Annotated in this window: 13 protein-coding genes; 6 read left to right on the top strand and 7 right to left on the bottom strand. The window is 75.3% G+C overall.

All coding sequences use genetic code 11. The features are described 5' to 3' along the window. Positions 1-44 precede the first annotated feature (44 nt). On the bottom strand, positions 45-1,469 hold the full coding sequence (locus tag OG332_RS35220) for an MFS transporter (RefSeq protein WP_327417246.1): 1,425 nt from the start codon (positions 1,467-1,469) through the stop codon (positions 45-47). Between the two features lie 249 nt (positions 1,470-1,718). On the opposite strand from OG332_RS35220, the gene OG332_RS35215 reads away from it, so the two are divergent. The 4 genes from OG332_RS35215 to OG332_RS35200 are packed head-to-tail and all read left to right on the top strand — an operon-like array spanning position 1,719 to position 9,461. After that, entirely contained in the window at positions 1,719-2,723 is a 1,005-nt protein-coding gene (locus tag OG332_RS35215; RefSeq protein WP_327417245.1) for an AfsA-related hotdog domain-containing protein, read from the top strand. A gap of 5 nt (positions 2,724-2,728) precedes the next feature. Then, positions 2,729-5,455 carry an AfsR/SARP family transcriptional regulator gene (locus OG332_RS35210; RefSeq protein WP_327417244.1) on the top strand — a complete coding sequence of 909 codons (2,727 nt, stop codon included), beginning with the start codon at positions 2,729-2,731 and terminating at the stop codon, positions 5,453-5,455. Continuing rightward, positions 5,452-7,743, top strand: coding sequence for an ATP-binding protein (locus tag OG332_RS35205; protein ID WP_327417243.1), 2,292 nt, complete (start codon positions 5,452-5,454; stop codon positions 7,741-7,743). The genes OG332_RS35210 and OG332_RS35205 overlap by 4 nt, the downstream gene beginning before the upstream one ends. Then, a complete protein-coding gene (locus OG332_RS35200; protein WP_327417242.1) occupies positions 7,734-9,461 on the top strand; it encodes an AMP-binding protein in 1,728 nt (575 codons plus the stop codon). The genes OG332_RS35205 and OG332_RS35200 overlap by 10 nt, the downstream gene beginning before the upstream one ends. An 815-nt stretch (positions 9,462-10,276) precedes the next feature. On the opposite strand, the gene OG332_RS35195 is transcribed toward OG332_RS35200, so the two are convergent. The 3 genes from OG332_RS35195 to OG332_RS35185 all read right to left on the bottom strand — a co-directional run bounded on the left by OG332_RS35195 (position 10,277) and on the right by OG332_RS35185 (position 15,072). Further along, a complete protein-coding gene (locus tag OG332_RS35195; protein ID WP_327417241.1) occupies positions 10,277-11,227 on the bottom strand; it encodes a polyprenyl synthetase family protein in 951 nt (316 codons plus the stop codon). 187 nt (positions 11,228-11,414) lie between these two features. Then, positions 11,415-14,099, bottom strand: coding sequence for an ATP-binding protein (locus tag OG332_RS35190; protein ID WP_327417240.1), 2,685 nt, complete (start codon positions 14,097-14,099; stop codon positions 11,415-11,417). 145 nt (positions 14,100-14,244) lie between these two features. After that, a complete protein-coding gene (locus tag OG332_RS35185) occupies positions 14,245-15,072 on the bottom strand; it encodes a metallophosphoesterase family protein (RefSeq protein WP_327417239.1) in 828 nt (275 codons plus the stop codon). 309 nt (positions 15,073-15,381) lie between these two features. On the opposite strand from OG332_RS35185, the gene OG332_RS35180 reads away from it, so the two are divergent. Then, entirely contained in the window at positions 15,382-16,110 is a 729-nt protein-coding gene (locus OG332_RS35180) for a 4'-phosphopantetheinyl transferase family protein (protein WP_327417238.1), read from the top strand. Between the two features lie 399 nt (positions 16,111-16,509). After that, positions 16,510-17,547 (top strand): LuxR C-terminal-related transcriptional regulator, encoded by a 1,038-nt coding sequence (locus OG332_RS35175; RefSeq protein WP_327417237.1) that lies wholly within the window; start codon positions 16,510-16,512, stop codon positions 17,545-17,547. 16 nt (positions 17,548-17,563) lie between these two features. Here the strand turns inward: OG332_RS35175 and OG332_RS35170 are convergent, their stop codons facing one another. Genes OG332_RS35170 through OG332_RS35160 form a run of 3 tightly spaced genes read right to left on the bottom strand, consistent with a single transcriptional unit; the run spans position 17,564 to position 20,632 of the window. Next, the gene (locus OG332_RS35170; RefSeq protein WP_327417236.1) at positions 17,564-18,478 is read right to left on the bottom strand and encodes a 4'-phosphopantetheinyl transferase family protein; all 915 of its coding nucleotides are present in this window, start codon (positions 18,476-18,478) and stop codon (positions 17,564-17,566) included. Continuing rightward, positions 18,475-18,711 carry a phosphopantetheine-binding protein gene (locus OG332_RS35165; protein ID WP_327417235.1) on the bottom strand — a complete coding sequence of 79 codons (237 nt, stop codon included), beginning with the start codon at positions 18,709-18,711 and terminating at the stop codon, positions 18,475-18,477. The genes OG332_RS35170 and OG332_RS35165 overlap by 4 nt, the downstream gene beginning before the upstream one ends. Beyond that, positions 18,698-20,632 carry an HAD-IIIC family phosphatase gene (locus tag OG332_RS35160; RefSeq protein WP_327417234.1) on the bottom strand — a complete coding sequence of 645 codons (1,935 nt, stop codon included), beginning with the start codon at positions 20,630-20,632 and terminating at the stop codon, positions 18,698-18,700. The genes OG332_RS35165 and OG332_RS35160 overlap by 14 nt, the downstream gene beginning before the upstream one ends. Between the last annotated feature and the right edge of the window lie 2 nt (positions 20,633-20,634).

Genomic DNA, 20,634 nt, shown 5'->3' with positions numbered 1-20,634 from the left:
GGGTCCCGCATACCCGTGTCACCCGAACGACGGCGGATGAGGGGTCAGTAGGGGCGGCGGCCCGTGCGTCCGTATCCGCGCAGCAGGACGACGGCGCCCGCGGTGGCCAGGGCCGGAAGGAGGGCGAAGCCGGCCAGCATGCCCAGTTCGGCGGTCGCGCTCTGCTCGGCGGCGCGCCCGGTGCCGGAGGAGACGTAGCCGGAGAGCTGGAGCACGAGGCCGTAGAGGAAGGGGCCGAGGGCGACGCCGAGCCCCTCGCCGGTGGTGAACAGGCCGGACAGGACCCCCGCTTGGCGGCGCTCGGTGCGGGCGGTGTCATCGGCGATGCACTCCGGCAGCATCGCGTACAGGAAGAGCAGTTGGCCCGCGTGGCCGGTGCCCGCGAGCGCCATGGTGGCGAGCACCGCCACCGGGGGCAGCACCGGCGCCGCGAGGAAGAGCAGGCAGCCGGCGGCGAAGAGCGCGGAGGCGAAGGCGTGACCGCGGCGGCCGCGCAGCCGCGACCAGAGCGGGAGGGTCAGCAGGTTGGGGGCGACGAACGCGGCCACCATGGGGCCGACCCCGGCGGAGTCGTGCAGCACGTGGTCGGCGAAGTACGGCGCGCCCGCGAGGAGGACGCCGGTCGCGACGGACTGGACGACCACGCACCGCAGCAGTGCCGTGAAGGAGGGGTTGCCGCGGGCGGCCGCGAACTGGCGGCGCAGGCTGGGCTCGTTCTCCAGGACCCGGCCGCCCCGGCCGCCGCCGGAGGTGCCGGCGAAGACCCAGAGCGCGCCCAGGGCGATGACCACCGCGCCGAACACGCCGACCCAGCGGTGCCCGGCGAGGCCGCCGCCACCGGCGTCGACGAGGGCGGGAGCGGCGGCGCCGGTGACGAGGGCCGCCACCCCGATGACGGCGACCCGGCCGCCCACCAGCCGCATCCGGTCCTCGTCGCGGTCGGCGAGCTCGGCGGGCATGGCGACGTACGGCACTTGGAAGAAGGCGAACGCGGTGGCGGTGAGCAGGTAGCCGGCCGCGGTGAACCAGGCGCCGGCAGTGCCCGGCAGCGGGCCCGCGAAGGTCAGCGCGAAGGCCAGGGCCATCGCGAGGCCACCGCCCAGGACGTACGGGCGGCGGGCGCCCCAGCGGGTGCGGGTGCGGTCGCTGGCCCGCCCGACCAGAGGGTTGAGCAGCGCGTCCCACGCCTTGGGGACGAAGACGATCGCGCCGGCGAGCGCGGCGCCCACGCCCAGGGTGTCGGTGAGGTACGGGAGCAGGAGCAGGCCGGGGAGCGTGGTGAAGGTACCGGTGACGAGCGATCCCGAGGCGTAGCCGAACCGGAGCCGGGCGGTCGGAGGGGCCGGCGCCCGGCCCGGCGGTCCCGACGGGCTCGGTGGCGCCGGTTGCGTCGGTGCCTTCGGTGCTCCCGCCGGCTCCGCACGGTCCGGTACGGCGCGGGGGGTGCGCGCGGAGCCTGTGGCGGCCATCGGGGCTCCCTTCCGGGATCGGGGAGAGCAGCGGTTCGAAGGCCCCGCCCGAAGGGTGGGGGACGTCCCGGGGGGCGGGGCCTCGGTACAGACGGTGCGCCCCGCCGCATGGACCTCGCTAAAGCCCCGCGGGCCCGGAGGGGGCCGGTGGAGCGGGACGAGTTCCTGCCATGCACGTTGCTGACACCGGCGCCGGGTGGCTGCCCGCTCCGCCGCCGCTCCACCATGGCTGCAGAGAAGGAGAGGGACATGACAGTCGACAACGGCACGACCTCGCCCCCCACCATCCATGGACACGCGACCGCGGGCACCCAGCACCTGATCCACCGTCCGCCCACGCGGGCGTACTACGCCCTGGACGCTCCCAGCCTGGGGGAGGAGCACTTCACCCTCGTCGGCGCGACTCCCGTCACCCACCCGCTCTTCAACGACGGCCCGGGGTACTTCCACGACCTGCAGATCGCCACCGAGACGGTGCGCGAGATCGGCGAGTTCGTCGGGCACCGCTACTTCGGCGTGCCAGACGACCGGCCCGGCCTCTTCTACCGCTTCACCCTCGACTTCACCGACCTCTCCGCCTGGCGCACGGACGCGGGCGCCGCCGGCCCCGTTCCCCTGGCGACCCACATCACGGCCCGCCCGGCGAACGTGGTGGCCGAGGTGCCGCGCGGGCTCGACTTCCACCTCCAGGTCACCATCGACGGCCGCCCGTGCGCGACGGGCGCCGCCGGCCTGGTCTTCCTCATGCCGAAGCTGTACCGCAAGCACGTGGAGCACTCCCGGCAGGCCCTGCAGGCCGCGCCCGAGCTCGACGACGCCCCGGACGGCCCGCTGCATCCGGTCGACTCCGCCGAGGCAGGGCGCTACGCCCCCGAGAACATCGTGATCAGCGAACCGACCGACGTCTCGCGCGGCCGGCTCAGCACCTGGCTGCTCTCCACCCGGGTCAGCCCCGTGTTCACCGGCGAGGACGGCCAGTACTCCGGTCTGCACCTGATGGAGGCGCTGCGCCAGACTTCGCTGCTCGCCTCGGGCCGCGCGCACGGACTCAACCCCGCGCGCAGCACGCTGGGCGCCTGCCAGGTGCACTTCCGCGGACCGGCGGAGCGCGATCTGCCGCTGCGCTGCGTGGCGGTGGCCGGGCCGCTGGGGCGGGACGACGAGGGGCGGCCGACCGTTCCCGTCACGCTCACCCTGACGCAGCGCCGCCGGGCCGTCGCCGAGGCCCGCACCTCCGTGGTGCAGGACTACTGAGCACCATGCGCTTCGGGATTCTGGGCCCGCTTGAGGTCACCGGCGGTACGGGCCCCGCGGACACCGGCCAGGTGACGTCGTACGCCCCGCAGGCCGCCAAACTGCGGGTCGTCCTCGGCACGTTGCTGGTCCGGGCGAACGAGGTCGTGTCGGTGGAGAGCCTCATCGACGAGCTCTGGCCGGACGCGCCGCCGCGCACCGCGACGACGACGCTCCAGGTGTACGTCTCCCACCTGCGCAAGACCCTGCAGAGCGCCGACCCGGAGAACGGCCGGGAGGCGCTGGTCACCCGTCGGCCGGGCTACCTGCTGCGGGTCGGTGCGGACGCGGTCGACGGCACGGCCTTCGAGGAGCTGTACCGGCGCGGCCACCAGGCCCTGCAGGCGGGCGACTTCGCCACCGCGGCCGATCTGCAGCGGCGGGCGCTCGCGCTGTGGCGGGGGCCGGTGCTGTCGGACACCCCGCACGGTCCCGTGCTGGAGGGCGCTGCCGTGCGCCTGGCGGAAGCGCGCACCACCGCGCTCGACGAGCGCATCCGGGCCGAGCTCCACCTCGGGCTGCACCGTGAACTGGTCGCCGAACTCCAGGAGCTGGTCGCCGAGCACCGCATGCACGAGGAGTTCCACACCCATCTGATGGTGGCGCTGTACCGGTGCGGCCGACAGGCCGAGGCCCTGCGGGTGTTCGCTCTGCTGCGCGCGACCCTCGTCGAGGAGCTGGGGATCGAGCCGGGTCCGGCGTCGAGCCGGCTCCAGCGGCGCATCCTGGAGGGCGACCCGGCGCTGTCGAGGTCCGGAGCCGGGACCAGGGCCAGGACGGTGACCGCGACGGGGCCGGAGACCGGGACGGGGCCGGAGACCGGGACGCGGGACGCGGGCGGGACGCCGGCCGGGACCGAAGGCGCGTACGGCGAGCGGGCGGCGGGCGAGGGCACCGGCGGGGGCGCCGGTGCCGGGGTGTCCGTGGGCGGCCCGTCCGCGGCGCTCGCGGCGCTGCTGCCCGCCGCCGATCCCTGTTTCACCGCCCGGACGGACGAACTCACCGAACTGGAGCGGATGCTGCGCAGCGCCCCGGCGGGCGGCTGCGTCGCCGTGACGGGCATGCCCGGCGCCGGAAAGACCGCCCTCGCCGTCGAGGCCGCGCACCGGGTGGCGGACGCCTTCCCCGACGGGCGGATCTTCCTGGACCTGCGGGACGTGGCCGGTCCGCCGGCGGAGGGGGCGCAGGCCCTGGAGCGGCTGCTGCACCGGTCCGGCGGGCCCGGCGGACCGGCGGACGACCCCTCGGCGGCCCCCCGCGTGCTGCTGATCCTGGACGGCGTCACCTCCGAGACCCAGGTGCGGCCCCTGCTGCCCGTGCTGCGGGGCGCCGTGGTGCTGCTCACCGCGCGCCGCGTGCCCGCCGGGCTCCCCGGGCTGCGGTCCGTGGTGCTCGGACCGTGGCGTCCCGAGGAGGCCGGGCGGCTCGCCGGCCTGTTCACCGGACGTGCCGGGACCCGCGCGGTGACGCGCGGCGGCGCTCCCGTCCTCGATCCGGGCCCGGGACCCGATCCGGGCACGGTCGCCGAGATCGCCGAACTGTGCGGGCGGCTGCCGCTCGCCGTACGGACCGCCGCCGCGCAGCTCGCGGCCCGGCCGCACTGGACGGCCGCCACCCTGGCGGACCGGCTGCGGGACGAGGGCGGCCGCCTGGACGCACTGCGGACCGGCGACGTGGACGTACGGGCCCGCCTCCTGGAGGCGTACGCGGCGTGCCCCGAGGACCAGCGGCGGGCCTTCCGGCTGCTGTCCCTGCTGCCGCCCGGCCGGTTCGGCGCCCGGGAGGCCGCGGCCGCCCTGGACGTGGCCGGGCCGCAGGCCGCGGCCGCTCTGGAGGCCCTGGCCGACGAGCGGCTGGTCGCGGTGGACCGGGACGGCTGGCACCTCCCGGAGCTGCTGCGGCTGCTGGCGGTGGAGCGGCTGGCCCTGGAGGAGCAGCCCGGGGCGGCGCGTGCGGGGGCCGAGCGCGTGTGCCGGGCGTACGCGGTCGCCGCCGCGGAGCCCGGTCACGTACCGGACCAGCGGGCGCGCGGGCTCGTACGCCTGGCCAGGAGCGCGTACGACGCCGGGCTGTGGGAGCTGGCCGTCCAGCTGACGGACGCCCTGGCCGGCGGGTCGGTGCAGGACGAGGGCGAGGCCGCCTACGCGCTGGCCCTGGACGCCGCCGAGCGGTGCGGGGACCGGTCGGCCCAGGCGCGGATGCTGCGCTCGCTCGGCGATCTCGCCTGGCAGTACCGGCGCGTGGAGCGGGCCCACGAGCTGTTCTCCGGGGCGCTGGCGCTCGCCCGGGCGGCGGACGACGAGGAGGAGGCGGCGCGCGCCCTGGTGGGGCTGGCCGAACTGCGGCTGGACGCAGGGGAGTCGGCGGAGGCCGCCGCCCTGCTCGAGCCCGCCCTCGCCGCCCTGTCGGCGCCCGGCCGCACGCGGGGCCGGTACGAGGCGAGCCGGGCACGGGCGCTGCTGGCGCTGGCGCAGGAGGGGCCGGAGACCGCGCGGGCCTGGTTCGGCGAGTGCCTGGAACTGGCGGGCGCGCTGCGCGACCACCGGCTGGAGCTGTACGCGCTGCGCTCGCTGCGCGCCCTGAGCACCCCGTCCGGCCCGGGCGCCGGGTCCGGCCACGGTCCCGCGGCGGCGCGCGCCGTGGAGATCCGTCCGGGGCTCTGGCGGATCCATCCGGCCGGTGTCCGCACATGAACGAGAGGCAGGCCCCCGGCGTAGGGGGAACCACGGCGATGTCCCTCGGTCCGGTGACGGAGCTCGTGGGACGCGAGCTCGAAGCCACCGCGCTGCGGGAGCGGCTGCGGGACCCGTCGGTGCGGCTGGTGACGGTGACGGGGCGGGCCGGTGTGGGCAAGAGCCGGCTGGCCTTGGAGGTCGTACGGGAGATCGGCGGGGAGTTCGCCCGTGTGTCGGTCCTGGACCCCGCGGCCGGCCGCGCGGAGCTTCCGGAGTTCCCCGGGCCGCCCGAGGCGCCGGAGCCGCCCGGCCTGCCCGGCCTGCCCGGCCGGATGCTGGTGGTGCTCGACGGCTGCGACCACGAGGCGCGCCCGGCCGCCGCCGCGGCCGTGGAGGCCCTCGCCGGTGATCCGCGCGTGGTGGTGCTGGCCACCGCCGTGGAGCCGCTCGGCATGTACGGGGAGCAGCTGCTGCCGCTGGCTCCGCTGCCCGTGCCGGGGCCGCCGCGCGGGCGGTCCGGCGGCGCCGCCGATCCGCACGAGGTGCAGGAGGCGGCCTCGGTCGCGCTGTTCGTACGCCGGGCCCGGGACGCCGACCCCTCCTTCGCGCTCACCGAGGAGAACGCCGGGGCCGTCGCCGAGATCTGCACCCTGCTCGGCGGCCTGCCGCTGGCCGTCGAACTCGCGGCGCGGCGGCTGCGGTTGTTCCCCCCGCACCTGTTGCCGGCGCGCCTGCGAGGCCGTACGACCATCCTGTCGGGCGGCCCGGCGAACGCGCCCGAGCGGCACCGCTCGCTCGCCGCGCTCGCCGAGTGGAGCTGCCGCGGCCTGGAGGACGGCGTCCGTGCCCTGCTGGGCCGGCTCTCGGTGTACGAGCCCGGCTTCGGCCTGTCGGCGGCCGGGCTGTCGGCCGAGGCGGCCGTCGAGACCCTGCTGGACCGCGGGCTGCTCGCCGTCGTGGGCGAGGAGCAGGGGGAGCTGCGGCTGGCCGTGCCCGAGCCCGTACGGTCCCACTGCCGGGCCGAGTTGGCGGGTTCGGGCCGTGAGGGTGCGGCGCTGGACGCCCACGCGGAGCGCTACCGGCTGCTGGTGACCACCGCACTGCCGGGTCTACGGGGAACCGAACAGGAGCGACTGCTCGGGGAGTTGGCGGCCGAGGGTGCGAACGTGAGCAGCGCCCTGCGGCGGCTGCGCGAGCGCGGCGACAGCGAGACGGCGGCCGCCCTGGTGCTCGGCTGCCGCCTCCCGTGGCTGGCGCAGGGGCGGTTGCGGGAGGGACTGGAGTGGTGCGACGACACCGCCGAGGCGGGCGGGGCGGCACTGCTGGAGGCCGTACGGGCCCGGCTCGCCGACATGTCCGGCGTCTTCGCGCTCGCCCTCGGCGATCCGCAGGAGGCCGTCCGCCGCCACCGGCACGCACTGGCCCTGGGCAAGTCCGTCGGCGACCGCCGGCAGAACGCGCTCGCCTCCGCCCGGCTCGGCGCGGCCCTGCTGCGGGCCGGTGATCCGGCGGGCGCGCGGGCCGTCCTGGTGACCGCCCTCAACGCGCTGGAGTCGATGGGCGTGACCGGGGGCGCGGCCGAGGCGGCGGGCTCGCTCGCGGCCGTCCTGCGCGCCGAGGGGGACCGGCGCAAGGCACAGGAGCTGCTGGACCGCTCCGTGGAGGCGTTCCGGCGGATCCGCGACGGGCGGGGGCTCGCGGGCACCCTGCGGACCGCGGCCGCGCTCGCCCTGGAAGGCGACGAGCCGGACCGGGCCGACCGGGCGCTGCGGGAGAGCCTGCGGCTGTACGGGGCCTTCGGCGAGCGGACCGAACTGCCGGGGGCTCTGGAGGAGTTCTCCCTGCTGCTGCTCCGCACCGCACCCGCCCAGCGGCCCCGGACGGTACGGCTGCTGGCGGCGGCCGACACCCTGCGCGGCGAGACGGGGGCGGAGGTGCCCGACGAGTGGCGGTCCGCGGCCGAGCGGGCCCGTACGGAACTGAGCGCCCGCCTCGGCTGGACCGACTTCGCCGTGGCCTGGGCGGAGGGCATCCGGATGACCGTGCCCGCGGCGGTGGCGGAGGCCCTTTCGGCGCCCGCGCCCTCGCGGCGCGCCGCGGCCGGGGCGGCCCCCGAGGCGCAGTCGCTCACCCCGCGGCAGGTCCAGGTGGCCCTGCTGGTCTCCAAAGGCATGACGAATCGTCAGATAGCAGCCAAGCTGGACATCTCCGAGTGGACCGTCGTCAACCACGTCCGCCACGTGATGCGCCGCCTCGGGTGCAGTTCGCGCGTGCAGGTCGCCGGGGCGGTGGGCCGATGGGCCTGACCGGCACCGCCGCACCCGGCACGGCGGACGCACGCCCGGGGCGGACGCCCGCCCGCCCGCTGGACCTGGTCCCACCCGCCGAGGTCGCGGACCGGTTCCGGGCCGCCGGATGGTGGCGCCCGCAGACCTTCCTCGACGACCTGTACCGTACGGCCGCCCGCGCGCCCGAGCGCCCCGCGATCGTCTCGGAGCGCGCCCACCGGCCCGCCGGCCTGCGCCGGGTCACCCTCACCTATGCCCAACTCGCCCAGTACGTCGACCGGTTCGCCGGCGCCCTGACCTCGCTCGGGGTCTCCCCGGGCGATCCGGTCGCCTTCCAGCTGCCCGACTGGTGGGAGACCGCGGCGCTCACCCTCGCCTGTCTGCGGGTCGGCGCGGTCGCCGTGCCTGTACTGCCGACGGTACGGGCCCACGGGCTGCACCGGATCCTGGACGGCACCCGGGCCCGGATCTGCGTGGTGCCCGACGTCTGGGAGGGCTTCGCGCACGCGCAGGCCCTGGCGGACCTCGCCGGGCGGCTGCCGTGGCTGCGCCACCGGGTCGTCCTGGGGGACGCCGCGGCGACCGGAGCGGTCGATTTCGGCGCGTACTTCCAGCGCACCGCCCACGAGCGCACCGAGGCGGGCCTGCGCAGCCGGCCGCGCGGCGGGCGGGCCGACCGGCCCGCGCTGCTGATCAGCGTCATGGGACTGCGGGACGCGTACACCTCGGTGCTGCACTCCCCCAACACCCTGTACGCCAACATCTCGGCCCAGAGCGGGCCCGACGGACCGGGGCGGCGGCCGGGCGAGGTCTTCCTGAGCACGCTGCCGCTCACCTCGCTGGCCTCGCTGATCTACACCGTGTGCTGGCCGCTGGCGGTCGGCGGGACGGGGGTCTACCAGGACGTGTGGGATCCGGGCCGGTGCCTGGACCTGATGGCCGCGGCCGGGGTGGACCAGGTCTACGCGGAGCCGGCCTACCTGGCCGAGTTGGTCACCGCGCAGCGCCGGCGCCCCCGGGAGACGGACCGGTTGCGGCTGGTGCTGTCGGGGGGCCGCACCAGCACCCCGGCGCCGCTCGCCGCCGAACTCCGCGAGGTGTTCGGCGTACCGGTGCTCTCCGTGTGGGGGGCGCCCGAACTCGGCATGGGTGCGCTCTCCGGGGACACCGCGCAGGACGGTGACGGCGTCCGCCCGCTGCGGGGCCTGGAGGTGTCGGCCGCGGACGCGACGTCGCCCCTGGAGGTGCGCGGCCCGTCGGTCTGCCTCGCCACCTGGCACCACGGCGCTCCGGCGCCGGTGGCCACCTGGGAGCAGGCGGACGGCTGGCTCGGCACGGGGGACCTGGCGACGCCCGACCGGCACGGCGGGATACGGGTCCTGGCCCGGGCCGGCACGCGGACCGGCGCCATCTTCATGGTTCCGGTCGCCGAGGTGGAGGAGCATCTGCTGGCCCACCCCCGGGTGCGGGAGGCGGCGGTCGTCGCCTACACCGATCCCGAGCACGGGGAGCTGCCCTGTGCCGTCGTGGTCCCGACCGCCCTGGACCGGCCGCCGGGGCCGGCAGAACTGCGCGAGCACCTCGTCTCCCTGGGCATCGCGGAGGCCTTCCTGCCCACGCGGCTGGAGATCGTCGGCGCGCTGCCGCGCGACGAGGGCGGGCGGGTCCGCCGCGGCGCCCTGCGGAACTGGCTGGCCCGGCTCCGTCCGGGCGGCCCCCGCCCGGCCCCGGACTGACGGGCCGACTGGCTGCCGGTTGGCTGCGCCGCTCGGGCGGGGTGGTCGTGCCGGGACCGGGCCGGCTGGCTGCGCCGCTCATGCGGAGCCGGGGCGGCAGACTTCACCGGCACGACCGGGACCGGCACCGGCTGCCTGCGCCGCTCGGGCGGGGCCGGGGCCGGGGCGGCAGGCTTCGACACGGCCGGGGGCGGGCGCCGGTTGGCTGCGCCGCTCATGCGCGGCCGGGGCCGGGGTAGTTGTGACGGGGCCCGGGGCCGGGGCGGCAGGCTTCGACGGTGCCGGCCGGGGCCGGGCGCGCGCCGGGGCGTCTCCTCGGGCGCCGAACGTGGCGGGGGGGCGGAGGGCCGAGGGGATTGCGTTCGACGCCCTACGGGGAGCGCCCCGGCACACCCCCGACCGGCGGAAGGGGTGCGCGGGCCCCGACTCCGGGGCCGCCGCGTTCCGGCCGGCCGGGCCACAGACGCCCTGCGGGGAGCGCCCCCGCACACACCCGACCCCCACGGAACCGGCGCGCGGGCCGACTCCGGGGCCGCCGCGTTCCGGCCCGCCGGGCCACAGACGCCCTGCGGGGAGCGCCCCCGCACACACCCGACCCCCACGGAACCGGCGCGCGGGCCGACTCCGGGGCCGCCGCGTTCCGGCCCGCCGGGCCACAGACGCCCTGCGGGGAGCGCCCCCGCACACACCCGACCCCCACGGAACCGGCGCGCGGGCCGACTCCGGGGCCGCCGCGTTCCGGCCCGCCGGGCCACAGACGCCCTGCGGGGAGCGCCCCCGCACACACCCGACCTCGGCGGAACCGGTGCACGGGGCTAGCCGGCGATCTCGCGGGCGAGTGCACCCAGTTCGGTGCGCCAGCGGCGGGCGATCCGGGCGCCGGCCACGGCCTCGTCCGCGCGGACCACGAGGGCGGCGATCGTCTCCTCGGCCCGCTCCCGGGCCTGGGCGTCGAAGAACACGTCGCGCAGGAACTGGGCGTCGCCGTCGAAGCCCGGGCCGCCGCTGAGGAATCCGCGGATCCGCCAGGCGGCGTGCACGGCCCGGGCGTACTCCTCGTAGGCCTCGCCCAGGTCCTCGCGGCCGGTGAGCGCGGCGCCCATCAGCAGCGAGTGGCGCAGGCCGTACCAGCCCGCGCCGCAGCCGCTGCCGCAGCCCTCCAGGCACTGCCCCGGCCAGGCGTCGTCGAGGTACTCGGTCGCCGCGGCGGCCTCCATGTGCGCGCCGATCGCCCGCTCGGCGCGCAGGTCGTCCCACAACCGCCGGGCCTCGTGCGGCAGCCGGACCGCCAGCCGGTCCCCGTAGGCGAGGGCCAGGTCCCCCGCCAGGACGGCGGTGCCCTCCCCGAACCGGCGCGGTTCGCCCCGCCAGCCGTTGCGCTCGTGCTCGGCGGCATGGCTGATGTGCAGGGTCGGGATGCCCCGGCGCAGCGGCGCGTTGTCCCGTACGTCCGCGCGGATCAGCAGGCAGGTGTCGAGCAGTTCGAGTGCGGCGGCCGCGGTCACCGCGTCCTTCCCCTCCGGGTCGCCGCCCGCGGCGAGGTACCCGGTGAGGCAGATCGCGGGGCGGGCCCGCTCCCCGCCGGCCTGTACGAGCTCGGCCACGCCCATCACCAGGACGGCGCTGCGCGGGTCGGACGTACGCCGGTTGCGATGCTCCTCGGCGAGCAGTCCGGCGAGTCGCTCCTCGACCCGGTCGATCATGGCGTCGCGGACCTGTCCGGGCGACGCGGTGCGCCACGGCTGGTCGTGTGTCGGTGTGGTCATGGTGCCCTCCCTGCGGGCTACGTCCTCATGACCGACTTTCCCGCACACCGGGCGCGGAAGCCACCGAAGAGCGTGCACCGGCAGGTTCCGGCGTGCGCGGCGGGGCCGGGAGTCCCTGATGTCTGCCATGCACGGACGGGAAGGGATTGGCTTGCCATCACCTTGTCATACCGTGACCCCCGCCGCCTCAGACGAGCTCCGCGACGCCCGGCCGGAGGTCGGCCGGGAGCGCCTGCCGGCCCGGGATGTTCAGTTTCCGGTAGACCCGGGTCAGGTGCTGTTCCACCGTACTCACGGTGATGAAGAGCTTCTTCGCGATCTCCCGGTTGGTGTGGCCGTGCACCGCGAGCAGGGCCACCCGCCGCTCCGACTCGCTCAGGCTCGCGACGAGTCCGGCGTCCGGCGCCTCGGCCGCCTCCTGCGCCTCGTCTTCCTCACCGGTGTGGCCCGGCAGGATCTTCACACACAGGGCCTCGGCCCCGCTCTCCTTGGCCAGGTGCCAGGCCCTGCGGTCGACCATGGCCGCCCGTGCCGGTTCGCCCACCTCGCGCAGCACCTGGCCGAAATCGCCCATGGCGCGGGCCAGTTCGTACTGGTCCCCGGAGCGCCGCAGTTCGTCGACGGCCCCGGCGAGCATCGCCTGCCGCTCCCTCGGCTCGCGCAGGGACGCCCTCAGCCGCAGCGACGTGCCGCGCACCCAGGGGTCGGAGGCGTCCCGCGTGGTCAGCTGGTCCGCGAGGAACCGCTCCGCCTGGTGGGCCTCGCCGAGCCGGAGCAGGGCCTCCGCCGCGTCCGTGCGCCAGGGCAGGACCCGGGGCCGGTCCAGGCCCCACCGCTTCATGTGGCGGCCGATGTCCAGGAAGTCGCCCAGGGCCGCGTGGAACCGGCTCGTCGCCAGCGCGTACTGGCCCCGGGCACGCAGGTGGCCCAGGACGTGGACGCTTCCCGCCAGTTCGGCGGGGACGGGCCGGCTCAGGACGGCCGCCGCCTCTTCGGGCCGGCCCATGGCGATGCGGGCCCGGGCCAGCGTCCCGGCCACCGCGCTCAGCAGGATGCTGCCGCGCCGCCCCGGCGCCGACCGCAGGACCTCCTCGGCGGTGTCCGCCGCGCCCGTCAGGTCGCCCGTACGCAGCCGCGCCTCGGCGAGCAGGCCGGCGAACACGGCCCGCCAGCCGGTGGCTCCGCGCTGGGTCGCCTGCCGGACGAACTCCTCGCACCAGGGCAGCGCACGGGCCGGGCCGTCCAGGTACAGCAGGGTCCGCAGCGCCTGCGCCACCGGTTCCACCGTGCCCTCGGCGAGGGTGGCACCGCGCAGGAACAGTTCGGCGGTGCGGACGGCCGCGCCCTCCTCCGCCTCCCCCGGGAGGGTCCACAGGGCGGCCGGGTGGACGGCGGCCCGGGCGGGACGGACCGCCGGGTGCGGCCCGCCCTCGGCGGGTGCGCCGCGGCGGGCGGAGGCCGCCCACTGGGGGAACGCCGAGAGGCCGTCCAGCGGGTCCTCCCCCGGGACGCCGGCGCGGCGCCCGTCGGCGGGCGCGAGCCGTTCCAGCACGTCCACCGCCGCGTCGATGCGGCCCTGGGCGGCGAGTGCCCGGGCCAGCGAGCCGAGCGCGTGCGGGTCCAGCCCGCCCCCGGCCACGGCGGCCAGGGGGGCCGCGAGGTGGTGTTCGGCGGCGGCCGGGTCGGTGCGGCCGGCGACGGTGCTGAGCCTGACGCTCACTTCGGCGCGCAGCGCGTCGTCCGGGCACGCCTCGTGGGCGAGCCGCAGGAGGGCCACGGCCGGGTCGAGCTGCCCGTCCGCGATGTGCTGGTCGGCGGCGGAGCGCAGGACGGGCAGGGCCCATTCCTCACGGGTGTGCCGTGCGGCGAGGAGCTGCGCGGCGACCGCGGTGTCGGGCGCGCCCCACGCGCGGGCCAGCAGGGCGGCTTCGCGGTGCAGGGCCGGCCGGTCGGCCGGGTCCGTCCGGTCGAGTACGGCGGCCCGCGCGGCCGGGTGGCGGAACCCGCCCCCGGGGGCGAGCAGGCCCGCGGCCTCCAGCGCCGTGAGCGCCCGGGCCGCGGTGCCCTCGGCGGCGCCGGTCAGCCGTGCGAGGTGGGCGGGCGTCGCGAGGTCGTCGAGTACGGCGATCGCCTCGGCCAGTTCGGCCGTGGCGGGACCGCTGCGGTGGAGGCAGGCGAGGACGGCCTGGGCGTAGCAGTCTCCGGGCCGGGCCTGCGGGTCCTGGAGCAGGGCCCGCAGCAGCAGCGGGTTTCCACCACTGACCTCGTACAGCCGGTCGGCCTCCGTCTCGGTGCGGTCCGCCGCCATCGCGCGGACCGCCTCGGGGGCGAGCCGCTGCAGGCGCAGCCGCGCGAAGTGGGGCAACCGGATCAGCTCGGTGCTCAGCAGCGGGTCGTCGCCGTGTTCGTGCGCGGATTCGGCGAGCACCAGCAGGACCCCGGCCTGCCGGGTGCCGCGCGCGAGGTGCAGCAGGTAGCGGCGGGAGAGCTCGTCGACGTGGTGCAGATCGTCGACGAGGATGACCACCGGGGCGGCGGCGCTCAGTTCGCGGACGGCCGCGGCGAAGGCCCGCATGGCCTCGACCCGGTCCGCCTCGTGCGGCGCCGGCGGCGCGGGCAGCGCACCGGCCGGGGCGTCGGCGGCCAGCTGGCGCAGGACGCCCAGCGGACGGCCCTGTTCGGCCGCGGTGCCGATGGCGCGCACGACGATTCCGCCTCGGATCTCGGCCTGTCCGGCGGCCGTTTCGAGGAATTCGCTCTTTCCGCAGCCGACCGCACCTTCGACGAGCAGCAATCCGGAATTGCCGGATGCGCAGCCCGAAAGCAGCGCATCTAATAGAGAGATTTCCTCGGCGCGCCGGAACAAAAGCATAAGAGTCCCCCAGTGTCCCGGTTCCGCATGTTCGGCAGGAGAGCGCGAGCACGGAAAAGGGATGTTCGAGCGTGGAGCGAGCAAGAATTCAGGAGCAGTCTAGGCGGGGATTGCGCGGCCCACACTGTCCGGAAGTTGCCAGGCATCAATTCCCGGGACCGGTGGCGGGAAAGATCCGGCGCGGGGTGTCCCGCGGGTGGCCGGGCCTCTGCCACTCCCGCGGATAGCCCACGGACACCTCCTCGAACCGCACGCCGTCGTACCAGGTGGTGCGCGGGATGTGCAGGTGGCCGTAGACGACTGCGGCGGCCCGGAACCGGGTGTGCCAGTCGGCGGTGAGCTCGGTGCCGCACCACTGGGCGAACTCCGGGTGCCGCAGGATCCGGGTGGGGGTGCGCACGAGGGGGAAGTGGTTGACGAGCACGGTGCGCAGGTCGGGGTCGCAGGCGGCCAGGCGCTCTTCGGTGACGGCGACCCGGGCCCGGCACCAGGCCTCCCGGGAGGCGTAGGGGTCGGGGTGCAGCATGAACTCGTCCGAGCACACCGCTCCGGCCTCGTACGCCTGCTCAAGGGCCTCTTCCTTGGTGGCGGCCGTGGGGGTGCGGAAGCTGTAGTCGTACAGCAGGAAGAGGGGGGCCACGATGAGCGGGCCGCCCGGCCCCGACCAGACGGGGTAGGGGTCCTCGGGCGTGTGCACGCCGAAGGAGCGGCAGATCTCGACCAGCCGCCGGTAGCGCGCCTCCCCGCGCAGGGGGTGCGGATCGTCCCGTACGGTCCACAGTTCGTGGTTCCCGGGCGCCCACACCACGGTGGCGTAGCGCCGGGTGAGCAGGTCGAGCACCCATCGGAGGTCGTCGAGCGACTCGCTCACGTCGCCGGCCACGATGAGCCAGTCGGCGGGACTGTCGGGATAGAGCTCCTGGACGATCCGGCGGTTCTCCGGGAATCCGACATGGAGGTCGCTGATACCCATGAGGTTTCCGTGCGGCATTCCGTGAGTGTGGACGGCCCGCTGCGGCATGAACACCCCTCCCCTACCCTTCAATTGACGAGAACGAACCCCTGTTCGGTCGCATGGCAGGGAGATGACAATGCCGCGCGGCCGACTGCCAGTCTGCCCGCAGGCGGCGGGCGGACGGAACGGAGGATGGCAGCAGTCTGGGAGAGAACCGGGGTTACTCCGGGTCAGTCCGGTTGACCTGGGACTTCGTTCCTGGTCGTGGTGGAGCGACGGCATGAGTGTGGGAGCTGTCAGACCGAAACAGCGACCCGAGGGAATGCCGTGCTCACAAAGCTCCTGCCCGCGAACGTCGCGACCGCCGAAGCCACCACCGACCCTGCCGAGGTCTTCCTCTACCCCGAGGAGGAGCGCCTGATCCGCAACGCCGTACCCAAGCGGCGGCTGGAGTTCGGCACCGTCAGGTGGTGCGCCCGTCGCGCCATGGGAGAGCTGGGCCTGCCGCCCGCTCCCGTGCTGCCGGGCCGGCGCGGTGTCCCGCAGTGGGCGCCTTCGGTCGTGGGATCCATGACCCACTGCGCCGGTTTCCGGGGCGTGGCACTCGCCCGCAGCGCCGAGTTCGCCTCCGTGGGAGTCGACGCGGAGCCCAACGCCCCCATGCCGGAAGGAGTGCTCGACTCGATCGCGCTGCCCGAGGAGCTCCGCCTCGTACGGGAGCTGGAGCGGGCGGTGCCCGAAGTGGCGTGGGACCGGCTGCTCTTCAGCATCAAGGAAGCCGTCTACAAGACGTGGTTCCCGCTCACGGGGCAGGAACTCGACTTCACCGACGCCCTGGTGAGCGTCGACCCGGGGCAGGAGACCTTCCACGCCCGGCTCCTGCCGGATCCCTCAACACTCTCCCCGGCCGGACCGACCGCGTTCAGCGGCCGCTGGTCGGCGGAGAACGGCGTACTGCTGAGTGCCATAGCGGTGCCGGCTGACCGGCTCGCCGCCGTGGGCGCTCCGGTACGGAGAAGCGCTCCCCGCATCTGCCGTGCGGGGAGCGCTTTCTGAGCCGTACGGGCGGCCGGGTCTAGCCGCGGCGCCGGGTTACGTCCACTGGTCGTCCTCGGGTGTGGCCGGCACGCCGTCCTCGCCCCCGTCCGCGACGGTGGCGACGACGGTCTGGGCGTACCCGTTGGACACTGCCGGGCCCGTCATGGCCTGAACTCCCAGCGCTAATACCACACTCGTCACTACAGTCAAGCAAATCGAAGATACCTTAACGGAAATAGTTCTCACGACTTCCCCCAGTCGAAGATCGAGTTCCACTCCACCCGCACCGCCGGACACTTCCGACTCAGTGGCTCCGGGTGATGCGAACAGACTGCTCGATCTCGATCAGCCACGCCAAGGGCGGCACGTTGGCGTAAAGTTACGTGGCAGCAAATACACCGACCAGCGGGGGCTGACATGTTTACAGGGGAGGGCTCGGATTCGGGGTTCGCCGAGCTGGACGACATCAGCGCCACCGCGTACGGTCTCGCGGTCGAGTGCGGCCGCTTCGCACGCGAGCAGATTGCCGAGCAGCTGTCGCTGACGCCCGAGGAGATCATCCGGGTGGAGCAGGTGCTCCGCGGGGTCCGCCTGCTGCAGTCGATGCCGGGAAACCCCACCGAACTGACCCCCGTCACACCGGACGTGGCGGCCGCGTCCCTGGTCGGACCCGCCGAACGGCACATACGCGACCTGCAGCAGGCCGTCACCGACGTACGGGCGAAGCTGCTGTCCCTGACCCCCCTGTACTTCGAGGGGCGCCGGCTGCGCAATCGCCTGGAGGCCTTCGACGTCATCACCGACGTCTCGCGGATCCAGTCGATGCTCAACCACCTCACCCAGAACTGCAAGAGCGAGCTGCTCACCGTCCAGCCCGGTGGCGCCCGCCCCGCCTACGCGCTCGTGTCGGCCCGCGAGTCGGCGCTGACCACCCTCGCCCGCGGTGTCCGGATCCGTACCATCTACCAGCACACCGCCCGCAATGACCTGCCCACCCGCTCCTACGTCCGGGAGGTCAGCGAACAGGGCGCGGAGATCCGCACCGCGGACGAAGTCATCGACCGGCTGATCATCTACGACCGGGAGGTCGCCTTCCTGCCGGAACGCTCCGGCGGCGACGGCACGCCCGGGGCGGCCATCGTCCGCGAGCCCACCCTCGTGGCGTTCCTGTGCTCCGTCTTCGAGTACCTGTGGGACGGCGCGTCGCCGTACGTCGTCGACTCCCAACGCTCCCCGGCTTCCTCGGACGAGCTCAAGTGGTCGATCATCCGGCTGATGACCAAGGGGTACAAGGACGAGATGGTCGCGCGCCGGCTCGGCATGTCCGTGCGGACCTGCCGCCGCCACATCGCCGAGATCACCGAGGAGCTGGAGGCCACCAGCCGCTTCCAGGCCGGCTACAACGCCGCCCGGCAGGAGATGCTCTCCAGGGGATCGGTGCCCTCCTTGTCGTGATCCCGGCGACGGGCCCTCAGCGGCCGGCGCCCCCGCCGTACTCCGTCCCGCCGTGCGCGATCCCGCCGTACGCCGTCTCCTCGTGCTCCGCCTCGTCGAGCGCCTCCGTGATCGCGTCCACGCAGTCCTGGTCGAGCATCGTGGTGACGTGGGCGTCCTGGAGCCGGCCGAAGCCCGCGTCGTACACCGCGGCACTGACGACGTAGCCGTCGGCGACCGGGAACGTACGGAAGATCCACTCGTCCCCGGTCCCCGCGGTCCCGTCCGGCCGCTGGACCCGCACGGCCCTGCCGTCCGGACCGAATCCGAACTCCGTGAACCGGAACTGCATGCCCTGGCCGATGGCCTTGCTGTAGGCCTCCTTGAGGGTCCACAGCCGCACGAGCGCGTCATTGCGCTCCGCCACCGGCATGCCGGACAGCAGCACCGACTCGTACGGCGTGCAGATGTGGCGGCCCAGTCCGCCCGCGTGCATCTCCCGGTCGGCCCGTTCCGCGTCCACCCCGATGAGGCCGGTGGTCGTCAGCCCGACGAGCAGCAGGTCCTCGGTGTGGCTGAGGCTGATGTCGATCTGGTCGCAGCCGCGCAGGTACGGCCGGCCGGTCGGCCCGTAGGCCAGTTCCAGGTCCGCGGGATCGCTGTCGAGCACCGCGCTCGCCGCGTACTTCAGCAGCATCCGGGAGGCGATGTAGCGGCCGCGTACGTCCGCGTGCGTCAGGTCGAGGTAGCGCGTCCAGTCCCGGCCGAGCAGCTCGCGCAGCCCGTCACCGGACGGTACGCGCGGCTCCAGGTCCCTCAGCCACGCGTAGACCAGCGCCGTCCCGTGGGAGGCGAGGTCGTCCCTGACCCGGTCCCACGAGTCGCCTCCCGGTACCACGGCGACGGGCTCACCGAGCGGTGGGCCGAGCGAGGGGCTGCCCGGGGCAGTCATGCGTACTCCTTCATGAGGGTGTGGATCTCCCGGAGGCGGTGCGCCTCCAGCAGACGGTGTACCGGTACCCGGTGGCCCGACTCCTCCAGGAGGGCCACCAGACGAAGCAGGTTCAACGAGTCCCAGCCGGGCAGCTCCACCAGTGCGGTGTCGGCGCCCTCGGGGATCGCGATGTCCAGGCCGAGGTCGTCGCGGACCGTCCGCAGGAACGCGTCGAGGCTATCGAGGCTCATCCATCCGTCTTCCCCCCGGGGTTTCGGTGATGCGCACGTGCGCCGGGACTTCCGGCACCCGCGCCAGGTCGTGGTGGAACTCCACCGCCGCGTCCACCGGCCCGCCGTCACCCGCCCGCGTGAAGCCGCAGGACGGGTAGAAGTCGCGGGCGCGGTGGTTGCGCGGGGTGGGGACGTACCGGGCGGTCACCCCGGACAGTCCGAGCGCGCGGGCCTGCTCCAACAGCACCGCGAGGCAGGCGTGTTCGACGCCGCGGGCGAGCACCCGGCAGCTGAGCCACATGTTGTCCAGCAGCAGGACCCCCTCCGTCACGGTTCCGAGCACCGCTCCGACCAGGCCGTTGTCGCCGAACCGGTCCGCGCTGCGGGCGGCGAGCAGCAGCCGCGCCGGGTCGGCGGCCAGAGCGGCCAGTTCGGACTCCGTGTGGCCCCCGCCGGCCAGGTTGAACTGGTGGGTGCGCAGGGTCAGCTGGGACATCCGGGCGTACTCGTGGGGGCGGGGCGGGCCGAGCCCGACCCGGACCTCCAGTGCCCGCAAGAACTCCTCGTGCGAGCCCGAACCCGCCCGAAGCGTCCGGCGCTCGCGCTGGCGGTGGTACTCGCCGGTCCTGGCCCGGTCCTCGTCGGTCAGCCGCAGGGTGTCGAACCAGCCGTCGGCCAGCAGCCGGGTCACGTGCAGCGCGGGTTCCTCGTCGAGCGCCACCACGGCCACCTCGGGCGCCCCGTGCCGCACCAGTGCGCGCTCGGCCGGTGAGTCGTCGGCGAAGACGAGGGCGTCGGCGGCGAGGTCCAGCGCTCGCGCGATGTCGGCCAGATTGGCGTCCTTGGGCTCCCAGTTGGCGTTGATCCGTACGAAGTCGGGCTCGCGCAGCACCAGATCGGGGTGGGTGCTCAGCGCCCCGAGGACCGGGCCCTCGTCGTTCTTGCTGCTGACCGCGAGGAGCACGCCTTGGGAGCCGAGCTGTTTGACGCACTTCTGGAAGGCTCCGAAGGCCTCCCCCCGCAGGGTGCCGGCCGCCGCGATGCCCTCGGGCCCGTCCTCGCCGAGCACCCCGTCCCACAGGGTGTCGTCGAGGTCGAGCACCAGGCACTTGCGGACCCGGCCGGCCAGCGCGCGGGCCAGGTGGCCGACCTCGCGTGCGTAGGCGGCCAGGAGTTCCGCGCCGAGCTGGACCTTGGCGTGACGGGCGAGGCGCGGGTCGGTGACCGGCCCGCCCTCGCCGACCAGCGGTTCCAGGTCGATCACCACGAGCCGGGCGGCGGATGCGGCCGCGAGCCTCAGCAGGCGGGCGTTGAACTCCCTCCACACGGCGCCCAGGAGGGCCCGGGAGCGGTGGTCGATCAGCTGGTGGCTGTAGGCGCGCGGCAGGGGAAGGGTGTTGAGCACCAGGGTCCCCGGGGCCGACCCGGCCAGCGCGTCGCACCGGCTCAGGACCTCCTCGGCCGCGCGTTCCACGTCCTCGGGCCGCCACACCGCGGGAACCTGCGCGAAGACGGTCTCGGCGTCCAGCAGGCACAGGGTGAGGTCCGGCCGGGCCGTCCACAGCTCGCCGCCGGGGTCGGTCAGATCGCGCAGGTACGTGCCGTGTTCGCCGAGCACCGGCTTCAGCAGCAGGCCGTGACGGGCCAGTTCGCCCCGGAGCGGGTCGACGACGTGGCCGACGGTGGACTGGCCGGTGACCGCCACCGTCACGACGGGGGTCCGCGGGTGGTGGGCCAGCACGGCGTCGGCGTCGAGTCCGCCGAGCAGCCGGCCGGCCGCGGCCGCGGACACCGCCCCTCCGGTCGTCCCGGCCCCGGACCCGGACCCGGGGCCGCCCGGCCCGCCCTCCTGCGCGAGCAGCCCGGGCACCTGGTCGTACGCCTTCTCCAGCAGACCCTGCGCGCGCAGTTCGCGCAGCCGGTCCAGTCCCGTCGTCATCG

Source organism: Streptomyces sp. NBC_01233, assembly GCF_035989305.1.
In the GTDB taxonomy this organism is placed as follows: Bacteria; Actinomycetota; Actinomycetes; order Streptomycetales; family Streptomycetaceae; genus Streptomyces.
Note: the sequence above shows the minus strand (reverse complement) of the source record. Positions and strands in the feature narration are given on the sequence as shown.

Bases quoted from the DNA above. Each gene is read 5' to 3' on its own strand.
- OG332_RS35190 (WP_327417240.1), bottom strand. From the start codon at position 14,099: ATGCTTTTGTTCCGGCGCGCCGAGGAAATCTCTCTATTAGATGCGCTG.
- OG332_RS35170 (WP_327417236.1), bottom strand. From the start codon at position 18,478: ATGACTGCCCCGGGCAGCCCCTCGCTCGGCCCACCGCTCGGTGAGCCC.
- OG332_RS35185 (WP_327417239.1), bottom strand. From the start codon at position 15,072: ATGGGTATCAGCGACCTCCATGTCGGATTCCCGGAGAACCGCCGGATC.
- OG332_RS35200 (WP_327417242.1), top strand. From the start codon at position 7,734: ATGGGCCTGACCGGCACCGCCGCACCCGGCACGGCGGACGCACGCCCG.
- OG332_RS35195 (WP_327417241.1), bottom strand. From the start codon at position 11,227: ATGACCACACCGACACACGACCAGCCGTGGCGCACCGCGTCGCCCGGA.
- OG332_RS35220 (WP_327417246.1), bottom strand. From the start codon at position 1,469: ATGGCCGCCACAGGCTCCGCGCGCACCCCCCGCGCCGTACCGGACCGT.
- OG332_RS35165 (WP_327417235.1), bottom strand. From the start codon at position 18,711: ATGAGCCTCGATAGCCTCGACGCGTTCCTGCGGACGGTCCGCGACGAC.
- OG332_RS35205 (WP_327417243.1), top strand. From the start codon at position 5,452: ATGAACGAGAGGCAGGCCCCCGGCGTAGGGGGAACCACGGCGATGTCC.
- OG332_RS35160 (WP_327417234.1), bottom strand. From the start codon at position 20,632: ATGACGACGGGACTGGACCGGCTGCGCGAACTGCGCGCGCAGGGTCTG.
- OG332_RS35215 (WP_327417245.1), top strand. From the start codon at position 1,719: ATGACAGTCGACAACGGCACGACCTCGCCCCCCACCATCCATGGACAC.
- OG332_RS35210 (WP_327417244.1), top strand. From the start codon at position 2,729: ATGCGCTTCGGGATTCTGGGCCCGCTTGAGGTCACCGGCGGTACGGGC.
- OG332_RS35175 (WP_327417237.1), top strand. From the start codon at position 16,510: ATGTTTACAGGGGAGGGCTCGGATTCGGGGTTCGCCGAGCTGGACGAC.